The organism is Nonomuraea fuscirosea (genome assembly GCF_003001935.1).
GTDB lineage: Bacteria > Actinomycetota > Actinomycetes > Streptosporangiales > Streptosporangiaceae > Nonomuraea > Nonomuraea fuscirosea.
Genome location: NZ_PVNG01000030.1, coordinates 1 through 13,397, shown reverse-complemented (window position 1 = coordinate 13,397; position 13,397 = coordinate 1). Strand labels below are relative to the sequence as shown.

General features: G+C 73.5%; 10 protein-coding genes. 3 read left to right on the top strand and 7 right to left on the bottom strand.

Going from position 1 to position 13,397, the window contains the following annotated elements; translation table 11 throughout:
* Positions 1–206: 206 nt before the first annotated feature.
* The 5 genes from B0I32_RS48535 to B0I32_RS48515 all read right to left on the bottom strand — a co-directional run bounded on the left by B0I32_RS48535 (position 207) and on the right by B0I32_RS48515 (position 5,412).
* Positions 207–749, bottom strand: coding sequence for a dihydrofolate reductase family protein (locus B0I32_RS48535; RefSeq protein WP_106251381.1), 543 nt, complete (start codon positions 747–749; stop codon positions 207–209).
* A gap of 46 nt (positions 750–795) precedes the next feature.
* Positions 796–1,800, bottom strand: coding sequence for a LacI family DNA-binding transcriptional regulator (locus B0I32_RS48530; RefSeq protein ID WP_146178582.1), 1,005 nt, complete (start codon positions 1,798–1,800; stop codon positions 796–798).
* On the bottom strand, positions 1,797–2,609 hold the full coding sequence (locus B0I32_RS48525) for a Gfo/Idh/MocA family protein (protein WP_181308616.1): 813 nt from the start codon (positions 2,607–2,609) through the stop codon (positions 1,797–1,799). Before B0I32_RS48525 ends, B0I32_RS48530 begins: the two co-directional genes overlap by 4 nt.
* Positions 2,606–3,454: an amidohydrolase family protein gene (locus B0I32_RS48520; RefSeq protein WP_106251376.1), complete on the bottom strand. Its 849-nt coding sequence runs from the start codon at positions 3,452–3,454 to the stop codon at positions 2,606–2,608. The genes B0I32_RS48525 and B0I32_RS48520 overlap by 4 nt, the downstream gene beginning before the upstream one ends.
* Before the next feature lie 152 nt (positions 3,455–3,606).
* Positions 3,607–5,412: an aldehyde ferredoxin oxidoreductase C-terminal domain-containing protein gene (locus B0I32_RS48515; RefSeq protein WP_106251375.1), complete on the bottom strand. Its 1,806-nt coding sequence runs from the start codon at positions 5,410–5,412 to the stop codon at positions 3,607–3,609.
* 163 nt (positions 5,413–5,575) lie between these two features.
* Here B0I32_RS48515 and B0I32_RS48510 point away from each other — a divergent pair, with 163 nt between their 5' ends.
* Together B0I32_RS48510 and B0I32_RS48505 are read left to right on the top strand one after the other, a co-directional pair.
* Positions 5,576–6,751, top strand: a complete 1,176-nt coding sequence (locus B0I32_RS48510) for an ROK family transcriptional regulator (protein WP_106251374.1) — start codon at positions 5,576–5,578, stop codon at positions 6,749–6,751.
* A 377-nt stretch (positions 6,752–7,128) separates the two neighbouring features.
* The gene (locus tag B0I32_RS48505; RefSeq protein WP_106251372.1) at positions 7,129–8,541 is read left to right on the top strand and encodes a cation:proton antiporter; all 1,413 of its coding nucleotides are present in this window, start codon (positions 7,129–7,131) and stop codon (positions 8,539–8,541) included.
* Here the strand turns inward: B0I32_RS48505 and B0I32_RS48500 are convergent.
* Entirely contained in the window at positions 8,512–10,923 is a 2,412-nt protein-coding gene (locus B0I32_RS48500; protein ID WP_106251371.1) for a WD40 repeat domain-containing serine/threonine protein kinase, read from the bottom strand. The two genes, B0I32_RS48505 and B0I32_RS48500, sit on opposite strands and share 30 nt — an antisense overlap.
* A gap of 207 nt (positions 10,924–11,130) precedes the next feature.
* Here B0I32_RS48500 and B0I32_RS48495 point away from each other — a divergent pair, with 207 nt between their 5' ends.
* Positions 11,131–12,093 (top strand): lytic transglycosylase domain-containing protein, encoded by a 963-nt coding sequence (locus B0I32_RS48495; protein WP_106251369.1) that lies wholly within the window; start codon positions 11,131–11,133, stop codon positions 12,091–12,093.
* Between the two features lie 68 nt (positions 12,094–12,161).
* Here the strand turns inward: B0I32_RS48495 and rhaS are convergent, their stop codons facing one another.
* A complete protein-coding gene (gene rhaS / locus B0I32_RS48490; RefSeq protein WP_106251367.1) occupies positions 12,162–13,253 on the bottom strand; it encodes a rhamnose ABC transporter substrate-binding protein in 1,092 nt (363 codons plus the stop codon).
* Positions 13,254–13,397: the final 144 nt, after the last annotated feature.

Below are 13,397 nucleotides of genomic sequence, written 5' to 3'. Positions count from 1 at the left end.
CCAAGCCCTTGCCACGACGGTCTTGACAGGCCTTGTCAGCCCTCATACGTTCAGGCCGTTTCCGCATCCGATGTTAGCGCTAACATCGGCACCCGCAGGAAGCTGCGCCGCGCCATCCCACCCGGCCGGACCGCCGTCCGGCCGGTTCCCACCGTGCCGGTCCCACGATGCCGATCACCAGCAGGCCGGTCACCAGCGGAAGGAGGTCACCTCACGACCCGATACCAGAGGTTCGTGGCGTGCGGCACGTGGTCGACGCGGAGCCGTTCCAGCCTGACGTCCGTCCCGCCGGGACGGTCGAACAGGCGCACGCCGTCGCCCAGCAGCACCGGAGCCACGATCGTGAGGACCTCGTCCAGCACGCCCGCCTCCAGGCACTGCCGGGCGACGTCGGCGCCGAGCACGTTGACGTACTTGCCGCCGGCCGCCTCCTTGGCCGCCGCGACGGCCCGCGCCAGGTCGCCGACGAAGGTGACGCCCGGGACCGGCGAGCCGGGGGCGCGGTGGGTCAGCACGAACTGGGGACCCTCCCAGCCGCCGCCGAACGCCTTGCCCTCCTTCTCGGTGCCCCGGTGCGGGTCGTCACCGCCGAACGTGCGCCGCCCCACCAGCAGCGCGCCGATCTCGCCGATCAGCTCGTCCACCAGCGGGTTCGGCCCCAGGTGCGGGGTCAGCCAGGACATGTCGCCACCGGGCCCGGCGATGAAGCCGTCGGCCGACATGGTCACCGAGTACAGCAGTCTGCTCATGATCCACCTCTCCGTTCAAGGTGTGGACGGCGGAGAGCGGCGGAACTCATCGGTGCGGCGGCGCGGTGGAGCCGCGCTGGATCAGCTCGATCGGGCCCGCCAGCACCTCGGCGATCGTGTCATCCGGTTTCATGCTGCCCAGCAGGGTCACGCCGCGCCGGCCCAGCTCCGCCAGCGGCATCCGTACCGTGGTGAGCGCCGGATGGAGATAGCCGGCCAGCTCGAAATCGTGCACGGCCACGATGGAGACGTCCCGGGGGATCTCCAGCCCGGCCGTGCGTACGGCCTGCATCGCCCCGATCGCCGAGGCCACGTTCGCGACGAACACCGCCGTCGGCGGCTCCGGATCGGCCAGCAGCCGGGCCATCGCCGCCGCGCCGCCCGCCGGGGTGTAGTCGGCCGCCACGATCGGGCCCTCCGGCAGGCCCGCGTCGCCCATGGCCGCCGAGTAGCCGGCCGACCTGCGCGCCGCCGTGTCGGACCGCGACGGTCCGGCCAGGTGGGCGATGCGGCGGTGGCCGAGGAGCACGAGGTGCTCCACCGCGAGCGCGGCGGCCCGCCGGTCGTCGAGGATGACGTACCGCTTGACGCTCCCGCTGCGGTTGTTGAGCATCAGCCACGGGATCGCGGACCGGTCGAGCTGGGCGATGAGTGAGGAGTCGTCGCCCGCCCCCGCCAGCAGCAGCCCGTCGATGCGGCCCTGCCCGATCCGGTCCATGTACTCGCCCAGCCCCGCGCCCGTCGCGCTGCCCGTCACGATCACGTACCCCTGGGCCGCCGCCTCCGCCTCCGCGCCCTTGATGATCTCGGCGTGGACGGGGTTGGCGAAGTCGGGGATGAACAGCCCGAACATGTGCGCCCGCGACGTGCGCAGGCTGCGCGCGGCCACGTTGGGCCGGTACCCCAGCTCCTCGATCGCCGCCAGCACCCGCTCCCGCGTCTCCGGCCGGATGTTGAGCGTCGGGTCCTTGTTGACGACGCGCGAGACGACGGCCCGGTCCACCCTCGCGATCGCGGCCACGTCGGCGAGCGTCACCCGCGTGCGCATCATGCCGCCGATCCCGGCCGCCGGCTCTCGCCGGCCGATAGGGTCGCTGCTCGCGGCGGTCGCGGAGGGCGGCGAGCCGGCGACGTCCGGCGCCGACAATCTCGGCACGCTGCGCCTGCTCGACGCGCTCTACCGGTCGATGGACGGCCCTTGATCGCGCCCTCGGTGCCGTCGACGCGGAAGGAGGCCTCCGGGTCGCCGGTGCGGTTCTCGTGGGTGGCGTGCACCAGCGCGCGCACGTCGCCGGGGAAGACCAGCGTGCTGATCGTCCGCGTCTCGCCCTTGGCGGCCTGGCCCGGCGTGCGGCTGCCGGTGCAGAGGACGACCTCGGGGTCGCCGAGGATCGAGCGGATCGCGTCCAGGTGGTGGATGGAGTGGTAGACGATCTCCAGCCGGTCGGTGGCGACCAGCCAGTCCCACGCGCTCCAGTCGGTGCAGATGTTCACGGTGAACGTCATCGCCGTCGGCTCGCCGATCCAGCCGGCGCGCACCATGGCGCGGGTGGCGGCGATGCCCTCGTCGAAGCGGAGCTGCTGGTTGACCACGATGTCGACGACGGCGGCCCGCTCGTCGGCCAGCAACTCCTCCAGCGACGCGTACGTCCTCGGCACCCCGTGCCGGGCGGCCACCTCCGCGGCCCGCCCGGCGTCGAGGTCGAACAGCCCGGTCACCTCCAGCCCGGCCTGCCGGTAGGCGGGCAGGTGGGCCACGTCCACGATGGCCCCCGCTCCGACCACGGCGACCGGCAGGCGGTGCGCCGGCGGGATCGTCAGGTCGGCGGCGGCCGCGATGGGGGCGAAGACGTCGATCAAGCGGCCATTTCCCCGATCCGGTAGAAGCGCGTCGCGGTGCCGCCGAGCACCTGCGCCTTCCCGGCCTCGTCCAGCCCGGAGAGCGCCGCCCGCGTCTCCCGCCACACCCGCGCGTAGTCGCCGGCCAGCGTCGCCACCGGCCAGTCCGAGCCGAACATGAGCCGGTCCGGCCCGAACAGCTCCACCGCGTGCTCCACGTACGGCCGCAGATCCTCGCCCGTCCAGTCCGGCGCGGCCGCGGTGTTCAGCCCCGAGACCTTGGCGTACACGCCGGGGCACGCCGCCGCGCGGGCCAGCAGCGACGCCCAGGGCTCCCAGCCCTTCTCCCTGATCGGCGGCTTGGCCAGATGGTCGATCACCATCCGCAGCCCCGGCACCCGCTCGGCCAGCACCGGAACGTGCTCCAGGTGCCGGGGCAGCACCGCCACCACGTCGAACGGCAGGTCCGCGGCGGCCAGCAGCCGCAGGCCCTCGATCACCGTGTCCTGGAGCAGCCAGTCGGGGTCGGGCTCGTCGTGGATGAGGTGCCTGATCCCGGCGAACTTCGGATGACGCCGGTACCGCTCCAGCGCCCCGGCCGCCGCCTCCGGCCGCGTCAGCGGCACCCAGCCCACCACCGCGCCGACGACGTCGTACGCGTCGGCCTGGGCGAGCATGGCGCCGGTGTCGGCGGCGGAGTCCATCGACTGCACCAGGACCGTGCGGTCCACCCCCGCCGCGGCGAGCTGGGGGAGGAGCTCCTCCGGCTCGAACGTGCGGAAGATCGGCCCGGACTCCGGGGTCAGCCACGGGTACGAGCCCGTCTCCAGGTTCCAGAAGTGCTGGTGGGCGTCGACGACGGCCATGCAGGTGATCCTTCCGGAGATCAATCGTTTGAGCGTCACAAGGTAGCAGGAGGTTGCACGAGTTCCAGCGTGATCTCCCTTGGTCGTTCAAACGATTGACCGGAATCCAACAGGCGGCTTCCGAAACGAACAAGGGGCCAGTCAATCGCGTTTTATCGGGAAATATCGTCATCGGTCGTCGTCCAGCCGAGCTCGGCGTAGAAGGCCGCGCGGGCGCGGGCGAACGCCGTCCGGTCGAGCACCGCGCCCTGGTGGGGGCCCTGGGCGACCGGCTCCTCGTGCAGGCGGGCCGGCAGCTCCTCGTCCAGGCCGTCCGGCTGCTCGCGCAGGGCGTACGCGCGCATCCCGTCCAGCCGCGCCTGCCCGGCCGCCAGCAGATCCGCCGGCGTGAACTCCGTCCCCAGCACCGCCGTGACCAGGGCGGTGAGCCGGTCGATGGTCAGCGGCCTGGTCGGCGAGGAGGCGAAGACGCAGAGGTTGAGCGCGTCGAGCCCGCTCCACAACCGCAGCAGCCGCGCGCTGCGCCGCCCCCGCTCCTCGTCCAGCTCGCCCGCGGGCGCGGGGGCGGCGCCCACTTTGGCGGCCTCGGGGAAGCTGTAGTGCAGGCCGGCGACCGGGTCGAAATCGAGGTCGTGCTCCAGGGCGTCGTAACGCGGGCCGCCGGGGGCGAGCGCGTAGCCGAGGCCGATGCCGGGCTGGGGGCGCGGGTCGAAGCAGGGCACTTCGGCGTCCTTCACCGTGATCGCGTACCGCCCGGCGCGCGGTCCGAGCCGCCTGGCCGCCCGCGCCGAGCCCTCCGCCAGCAGGTCGCCGAGCGCGCCCGAGCGGGTGGCCACGTCCTCGATCAGCTCCGCCACCGCCGCCGCGTCGCCGAAGGCGGGGCCGTCCGGCAGCAGGCCGTGCGCGGCGCACTCCATGGCGAACGCGATCGTCCCGCCGAGGGAGACGACGTCGAGGCCGAGGTCGTTGCAGCGGGCGTTGGCGGCGAGCACGGCGTCGAGGTCGTCGATGCCGAGGTTCCAGCCCAGCGACAGGAACGCCTCCTGCCCGAGGCCGCCCGTGCGCCGTTCGGCGGCCGACGGGGGCGCGTACACCTTGAGGCAGTCGTTCGGGCAGCCCGTGCAGGCGCCCGAGGTGGCGACCGCCCGGCCGGCGTAGTCATCCGCCGACGGGACGCGCAGCCCCGGCGTGCCCGTCTCCGAGAAGTTGCGGACCGAGGCGTAGCCGGGGTCGAGCGGGCCGTCCGCCCACCCCGCGAACCCCGGCAGCCCCGCCTGGAGCGCCGCCAGTGGATTCGTGACCAGGGACTCCCGGTAAGAGGCGGCCAGCGCGGCCACCGCCGCCGGGTCCGCCACCTCGGCGGGCGCGTCGCCGGCGCACACGATCGCCTTGAGGTTCTTGGCGCCGAAGACCGCGCCGAGGCCGTAGCGCCCGGCGGCGAAGGCGAGGTCGGTGACCACGCTCGCGTACCGGACCAGGTTCTCACCAGCCGGGCCGATCGCCGCCACGTGGGCGCGCTCGCCGTGCCGGGCCCGCAGCGCGTCGGTCGTGGCGGCCACGCCCAGCCCGCGCAGCTCTCCGGCGTCGTGCAGCGTCACCTCGCCGTCCTCGACCAGCAGGTACGACAGCCGCTCCGCCCGCCCCAGCACGGCCAGCGCCTTCGCCCCCGCCGCCCGCATCCCCGCCGCGAACGGCCCCAGCGCGTGCGCCTCCCCGGCCACCCCGGTCAACGGCGACTTGGCCAGGAACACGGCCTTGGCCAGCCCGGGGGCCGCGGTCCCGCCCAGCATTCCGGCCGCCACGTACAGGAGTGTCTCCGGATCGTACGGATCCAGCCCCGGCGCCGTCCGCTCCTCCATCAACCGCAGCCCCAGAACGGTCCCGCCATAGTGCCCCTTCTCCCGGGTGCGATCTTCCTTCTCCACGTTTCCACTGGTCAGATCCACGATGAACGGCACGGCGAAGCCTCCTGGAGCCGGAAAGGGGACCGAAGCGGCACAACATCACACATCACACGACAGGCGCAACCTCCGCCACCGGGGCGGCGGAAACGACGCCGGAGATCGCGACTTTTACCTCTTGTCAACATAAGTCGGCTGATGTTCGAAGTAAGGTAGGCGCATGGCAAGCGGCGCCAACGGCCAGGGCGTAGGGGCGGGGGCGCTGCTGGCGATCCTGCGGGACGGGCGGGCCCGCACCCGCGGCGAGCTGGCCCGGCTGACGGGACTGTCCAGATCCACGGTCACCCAGCGGCTGGACGGCCTGATCGATCAGCGGTGGGTCGTGGCCGGCGAGGACTCGATCTCCTCGGGAGGACGGCCGGCCGGGGTCTTCGCCTTCAACGGCGGCGCCCGCGCCGTGTTCGCCGCCGACCTCGGCGCCACCCACGCCCGGCTGGCCGTCCTCGACCTGTCCATGAACGTGCTGGCCGAGCGGGCCGCCGAACTGCCCGTCGAGCAGGGGCCTGAGCGCACCCTGTGCCAGGTCGCCGACGTCCTGAGCGACCTGCTGGCCACCACGGGCCTGGATCCCGCGCAGGTGTGCGGCGTCGGCGTCGGTCTGCCCGGCCCCGTCGAGCACGGCTCGGGCCGCCCGGTCAACCCGCCGATCATGCCGGGCTGGGACGGCTTCGCGGTACCCGAATGGCTCCAGGGCAGGCTCGGCGCGCCCGTCCTGGTCGACAACGACGTGAACATCATGGCCCTGGGCGAGCACTGGGCCGCCGGACCCGCCGTGGACCCGCTGATCTACGTCAAGATCGGCACCGGCATCGGCTCCGGGATCGTCTCCGGCGGCCGGCTGCACCGGGGCGCGCAGGGCGCGGCCGGGGACGTCGGCCACATCCGCGTCACCGGGTCGCTGGCCCCGTGCAGGTGCGGCAACGCCGGCTGCCTTGAGGCGGTAGCGGGCGGCGCGTCCATGGCGGCGGCGCTGCGCGCGGCCGGGATCGAGGCGGCCGGCAGCAGGGACGTGGTGGCGCTGATGCGCGCGGGCGACCTCACCGCCACCCGGCTGGTCCGGCAGGCCGGGCGCGAGGTCGGCGCGGTGATGGCCTCCATCGTCAACTTCTTCAACCCCTCCGTCATCGTGCTCGGCGGCGACGTGGCCGAGGCGGGGGAGCAGGTGCTGGCGGGCGTACGGGAGACGATCTACAGCCGGTCGCTGCCGCTGGCCACGCAGCATCTCGCGATCAGGGCCAGCGAACTGGGCGACCGGGCCGGGATCGTCGGCGCGGCGGTCATGGTCGCCGAGCACGTCCTCGCCCCGTCCGCCATCGACCGCCAGATCGCCGGCTGACCGCCGACCGGCGGATCGCCGGCCGACCACCTCCCGCCACCGCGATCGTCCGCCCTCGGCCCCGGCCGACCGCCTCCCGCCACCGCGATCGTCCGCCCTCGGCCCCGGCCGACCGCCTCCCGCCACCGCGATCGTCCGCCCTCGGCCCCGGCCGACCGCCTCCCGCCACCGCGATCGTCCGCCCTCGGCCCCGGCCGACCGCCTCCCGCCACCGCGTTCGTCCGGCCTCGGCGTCAGTGGACCGTCCCCCACCACCTCGATCGGCGGATCCCTTCCTCCACCGCTGGGACCCGACGGGCGGCCGGGGAGGCCCATTCGTGGGGAGAATCGAGGGACAAAAGGGATGATCTATGATCTTGTGGGCAGGGTGAGCGGTGATGTCCACCCTCGACCTCCTCCTGGCCCTGGGCGGCGCCGCGGCCTTGCTCGCCGCGATCCTGCCCGAGGTGCTCGCCCGCCGCCCCCTGTCGCTGCCCCTGGTGTACCTCGTGGCCGGCCTGCTGCTGTTCACGCTGCCCATCGGCCTGCCGGAACCCGACCCGATCGCCCACCGCACGGCGCTGGAGCACATCACCGAGCTGTGCGTCGTCATCTCCCTCATGGGCGCGGGCCTGGCCATCAACCGCCCTGCGGGTCGGCGCCGCTGGTCCACGACGTGGCGGCTGCTCGTCCTGGCCATGCCGCTGACCGTGGCCGGCGTCGCGGTCGCGGCCATGGCCCTGCCCGGCTGGCCGATCGCCGCCGCGCTCCTGCTCGGGGCCGTGCTGGCGCCCACGGACCCGGTGCTCGCCTCGGACGTGCACGTCGGCGAGCCCGTGGACGCCGAGAACGCCGACGACGAGGTCCGCTTCGCCCTCACCTCGGAGGCCGGGCTCAACGACGGGATGGCCTTCCCCATCGTGTACGCCGCCATCGCGGTCGCGGGCGCGGCGGGAGCCGGCCGGCTGGGGGAGTGGGCCCTGCTGGACGTCCTGTACCGGACCGCGGCCGGCCTCGTCCTCGGCCTGCTGATCGGCCGCCTGCTCGGGCGGCTGTTCTTCCGCGCCAGCTCCGACGGGCTGCGGCTGTCGGAGCGCCGTGACGGCTTCGTCGCGCTGGCCGCCACGCTCCTCGCGTACGGGGTGACGGAGCTCGCCCACGGGTACGGCTTCGTCGCCGTCTTCGTCACCGCGTGCGCCATCAGGGGCGCCGAGCGCGGGCACGGCTACAACAACGTGCTGCACGGCTTCGTCGAGCAGATCGAACGGCTGCTCACCGCCTGGCTGCTGCTCCTGCTCGGCGGCTTCGTCGCCACCGGCGGCCTGGCCGCGCTCACCTGGCGCGGCGCCGCCGTCGGGCTCCTGCTGCTGCTGGTGATCCGGCCGCTGACCGGCTGGCTGGTCCAGTGGCGCGGACGGGCGGGGCCGAGGGAGCGGCTGGCGATCTCGTTCTTCGGCATCCGGGGGATCGGGTCGCTGTTCTATCTCGCGTACGCGCTGGGCCAGGCCGACTTCGGGGTGCCGGCCGAGGAGCTGTGGGCGGTGACCGGCTTCACCGTCATGGTCTCGGTCGTCCTGCACGGCGTCACCGCCACCCCGGTGATGAACCACGTCGACGCCATCCGCGACGGCGCCTCAGACGCGTCCCGGACTCCAGACGATGCCGCAGAACCGGCCCAGACCCCGGACGGCGCTTCAGCCCCGGCCCCGGACAGTGCCCCGGCCCCGGACAGTGCCCGGGCCCCGGACAGTGCCCCGGCCCCCCGGACTCCAGACAGTGCCTCAGGGGCGGCCCAGGCTCCACAACCGTAACGAGCCGTCCTCGTCGGCCCCGGCGACGACCGGGTTGCCGTCCTGCTCCGTCACGGCCAGCCGGCGGATCGCGCCGCCCTCGCCCGCGCCCAGCACGCCGATGACGTCACCGTCGCGCAGGTCCCACACACGGACGAAGCTCTCGCCGCCCGCCGGGGCGTGCGCCACGGCCGCGACGGGCACCTTGCCGGCCACTCCGACGGCCAGGGCGGTGGCGAACCGGTCATCGGGACTCCGGCGGCTGAACGACCACCGCTTCCTGCGCTTGCCGGTGGTCAGGTCGTACACGCGCAGGGTGGCGTCCAGGTGGGTGGACACGAGGACCGGCCTGCCGTTCATCTCGCCGCAGGCCAGGTGCTCGATGCCGCCGATCTCGCCGGTGGTGAACGTACGCAGCATCCCCGCGGTGGACAGGCGCCACACCCTGATCCGCTCGCCGCCGTCGCCCGTGACGAGCACGTCGTCCTTGCCCACCCGCCCGAAGGCCATCCCGCGGATCCCCTGGAAGTGCACGGTGATGGGCGCGCCGATCCGCTTGCCCGTGGAGACGTCCCACAGCCGCACGACGCTGTGCAGGTCCTTCATGCCGTCGTACTTCTGCGACACCGCGTACGCCCGGCCCGCCACCATGACGCCGATGACGGGGTCGCTCACCCGGTGGCTCGCCAGGCTCTCGCCCGCCAGGCCCCACAGCCGCATCCTCCCGTCGGAGTGCCCCGACGCCGCCACCGTCCTGCCCTTCAAGCTGCCCACGGCCACCGCCGCCACCGACCCGCCACCGTCTCCGAGCCGCACGGGCGCCGCGCCCGGGTCCCATCCGAAGACGAGCCCCTTGTCGGTCCCGCAGACCACGACTCCCTCCGCGGCGGCCAGCGCGGCCGCCCCGCCCACGCGACCGCCCGGCAGCGGCGTCAGATCGGTGACCGGCGTCCCGAACGGCTCAGGGGACACCGCTTGACTGGCACCGACCGTGGGAGTCGCGTCACCCACCGGAGTGGCATCCCCGGACGGTGAGGCGGTGCCGCCCTCACTCGGACTGGGCGAGCCCTGAGCGGGTGAGCCCGCAACCGGCGTCGCCCCACCCGACGGCACACCACCGACGGGCTCCCGCCGCCCACTCCCAGCCCGCCACACAGCGAACGCCGACCCCCCGAGCGCAACCGCAGCGGCACCCCCACCGATCAACACCCGCCGGCTAACCCCCACCCGCCCACCCCGCGCCCCCACCCCGACCTCGGCCCCGCCACCGCCACCCGGCCCACCACCGACTCCAGGCCCGCCTCCGACCTCGGCCCCGCCACCGACTCGGGGCGCGCCACCGGCCTCCGGATCTCGAAAGACGCCGTGCCCGTCACTCACGTCAAGCCCGCCACCGACGCCGGCCCCGCCCTGCTGCTCGGCGGTATCCGACGCGCTGCGGGCCGCGGGCCCGTTCGTGTGGAGTGGGTCGCCGTTGAGCGGTGCGACGGCGTGCGGAGGGGTGCCGGGTGCGCCCGGTTCGTCGTTGAGCGGGGAGCCGCCGGTGGATGGGATGCCGTCCACCGAGGGGGTGTCACCGTTGCCGGGGGTGGTGAGGCCGGCTTGGCGGATCAGGTTGCGGAGGAGGTCCGCGGGGGCGGGGCGGGCGGCAGGGTCCTTGGCCAGGCAGTCCGCGATCAGGCCCGCCAGATGGTCCGGCACTCCCCGCAGGTCGGGGGTCTCGTTCAGGATCGCGTTCATGACGACGACCATCGTGTCCCCGGCGAACGCCGCCCGCCCCGTGGCCGCGTACACCATCGAGCCCGCCCAGCTGAACAGGTCCGAGGCGGGCCCGACGCGCTCCCCGCGGAACTGCTCGGGCGACATGTACGCCGGCGTCCCCAGCACCCCCGACGTGCGGGTCGTGGCGTCGAGGGCCTTGGCGATGCCGAAGTCGATGACGATCGGCCCGTCCGGCCCCATCAGGACGTTGGCCGGTTTGAAGTCGCGGTGCACGATCCCGGCCTGGTGGATCGCGGCCAGCGCCGTCAGCGTCGAGATCGCCAGCCGGTCCAAGGCCCCGCCCGACCGCGGCCCCGAGGTGCGGACGAGCGCGTGCAGGGTCTCGCCGGGGACGTACTCGCTGACGATGTACGGCCGCTCGTCCAGCATCCCGACGTCCAGCACGGCCGCCGTGCAGAACGCGGCCACCCGCCGTGCCGCCTCCACCTCGCGCAGGAACCCGCGCGCCATGGCGGCGTCCTGCGCCAGGTGGCTGTGCAGCAGCTTGACCGCGACGTCACGCCCGGACTCGGACACGCCCCGGTAGACGACGCCCTGCCCGCCCGATCCGAGCACGCCGACGAGGCGGTAGGCGCCGACCCGCTCGGGGTCCGCCGGCCGGAGCGGGCGCGTTCCCGTCATGCGTCTCCTCTTTCCCCCCGAACCAGGACGGACCCCTACGAGAAACGCGTAAGAGCACCGTTCACCGCAACTCCGGACAGTTTCTCAAAAAGCGCACGTGCCGGAGGGCCGACGTGCCGTTTCGCGCCCGGTACCACGCGCCCGGCCGCGACACGTCGGCCCGCGAAGGTGCGGGACGCGGCGCCGTACCGGGTAGGTTGCCTGTCCATGGAGGCACCCCCGAAGCAACCGCGACCCCGCCGCCGCGGCCCGGCGCTCGCCACCGCCGCCGCGAACCTCGCCGTGCTCGTCGCCGCCGCGGCCTGCGGGACCCCGGCCGCGAGCGCCCCGGCGGAACGGCCGCCCGCCGCTTCCCCCACCGGCTCCTCAGGAGGCACCGCGGGTGACGCGACCACGCAGGCCGACGATCTCCCCGAGCCCGGCGCGAAGATCCCCGGGAGCGCCGCGCGCCTGGCCACCGCCCTGAAGGAGACCACCGCCGGGCTGAACGACGCCATCGACGCCTGGACGAAGAGCGGCCGCACGGCCAAGGGCGGCCCGCCGCGCGACGTCGAGCTGCTCGCGCTCTACCAGCAGCGCCTCTACCGCTACGCCGCCCGCCACCCCGACCTCGCCTCCCGCGCCTTCGCCCGTCTGCCCGCCGCCCTGGCCGCCCAGGCCAGGGACAACACCGGCGCGATCCGCGAACTGCTCGCCCTGGCCAAGCCCATCAAGCCCTCCGCCGTGTTCAAGACGCAGCGGGCCCGCCCCGCCGGGGAACTGCTCGGCTACTTCAAGAAGGCCGAGCGCCGCTTCGGGGTGGAGTGGGAGGTGCTGGCGGCGGTGATGTTCGCGGAGACGAAGTTCGGGCGGGTCAGGTCCGACAGCTACGTCGGCGCGCAGGGGCCGATGCAGTTCATGCCCGCGACCTGGAAGGCGTACGGGCTCGGCGGAAACGTGCAGAACCCGCGCGACGCCGTCATGGGGGCGGCCAACTACCTCAAGGCCACCGGCGCCCCCCGCGACTACCAGCGGGCCCTGCACGCCTACAACCCGTCCCGCGCGTACGTGAACGCGATCCTCAAGCACTCCCGCCAGATCAAACGCGACCCGCGTGCCTACTACGCGTACTACAGCTGGCAGGTGTTCGTGCTCACCACGGCCGGTGAACGCCGCCTGACCGGCCCCTGAGCCCGGCCCTTGAGATCGGCCCCTGAGATCGGGCCGTCCCGCCGGAAGGAGGGACGGCCCGCGGCGGCTCAGAAGTCGTACTCGTCGATGTTGGACTTGTCGAAGGTGAACGGCGGGCCGAGGATGATCTCGCCGTCGGCCCCGATCGTCCGCTCGCCCAGCTTCCCGGCGGTGAACGTCTCGCCCTCGGCGCCGGTGATCTGCCCGGAGGCGAGGGCGGCGGCGGCGTACGCGGCCAGGTAACCCAGGTCCTTCGGGTTCCACAGCGCGAACTTCGCCACGGTGCCGTCCTTGACGAACTTGCGCATCTGGTTCGGGGTGCCGAGACCGGTCAGGGTGACCTTGCCCTTGTACTTGGAGCTGGAGATGTAGCGGGCGGCGGCCGAGACGCCGACGGTGGTGGGCGAGATGATGCCCTTCAGGTCGGGGTAGGCCGCGAGCAGGCCCTGGGTCTGCTGGAAGGACTTCTGGTCGTCGTCGTCACCGTAGGCGATCTTGACCAGCTTCATCTTGGCGTACTCGGGCTTCTTCAGCTCGTCCTGCATGAACTCGATCCAGGTGTTCTGGTTCGTGGCGTTGGCGGTCGCCGACAGGATCGCGATCTCGCCCTCGCCGCCGATCAGCTCCGACAGCAGCTGCACCTGGCTGCGGCCCACGTCCTCGGAACTGGCCTGGTTGATGAAGATGTCGCGGCACTCCTTGCTCGTGTCGGAGTCGTACGCGACGATCTTGATGCCCTTCTGGCGGGCCTGCTCCAGCGGGCCGCACACGGCGTTGGGGTCGTTGGCCGCGATGAGGATGGCGTCCTGGCCCTGCTGGGCGAGGGTGTTGATGTAGGAGACCTGCGAGGAGGCCGACGCGTCGGACGGGCCGACCTCCTTGGCCTCGCCCTTGAACTCCTTGGCCGCCTCGATGCCGGCGTCGTCGACGATGGTCTCGTACGGGTTGTTGATCTGCTTGGGCAGGAAGGCCAGCTTGAGTCCCTCCTTCAGCGGCGCGCCCGGGTTCGCGGAGGCCGGGGCGGACGCGGAGGCGGAGGCGGCGGGCGCCTGGCTGGCCACCGACTCCTTCGTGGTGCCGCCGCAGGCGGTCAGGCTGAGAGCGAGCGCGCCGGCCGTGGCCGTGAGCCAGGCGCGGGCGAATCGTGATCTTCTGCTCACTGGGGGCGAACCTTTCCGGGGGAGTGGCGGGGGATACGGGAACAGCACAGGGGATCAGGCGGGCGACCTGGCGGGGGCCGCCTGTCTTCGCGCGCGGGCCCGGCGGACGATCGAGATCAGCCGGGGCGTGAGCACCGAGACGAT

Coding starts and splice junctions, on each gene's coding strand:
- B0I32_RS48535 (WP_106251381.1), bottom strand. CDS start 749: ATGAGCAGACTGCTGTACTCGGTGACCATGTCGGCCGACGGCTTCATC.
- B0I32_RS48530 (WP_146178582.1), bottom strand. CDS start 1,800: ATGATGCGCACGCGGGTGACGCTCGCCGACGTGGCCGCGATCGCGAGG.
- B0I32_RS48520 (WP_106251376.1), bottom strand. CDS start 3,454: ATGGCCGTCGTCGACGCCCACCAGCACTTCTGGAACCTGGAGACGGGC.
- B0I32_RS48510 (WP_106251374.1), top strand. CDS start 5,576: ATGGCAAGCGGCGCCAACGGCCAGGGCGTAGGGGCGGGGGCGCTGCTG.
- B0I32_RS48505 (WP_106251372.1), top strand. CDS start 7,129: ATGTCCACCCTCGACCTCCTCCTGGCCCTGGGCGGCGCCGCGGCCTTG.
- B0I32_RS48500 (WP_106251371.1), bottom strand. CDS start 10,923: ATGACGGGAACGCGCCCGCTCCGGCCGGCGGACCCCGAGCGGGTCGGC.
- B0I32_RS48495 (WP_106251369.1), top strand. CDS start 11,131: ATGGAGGCACCCCCGAAGCAACCGCGACCCCGCCGCCGCGGCCCGGCG.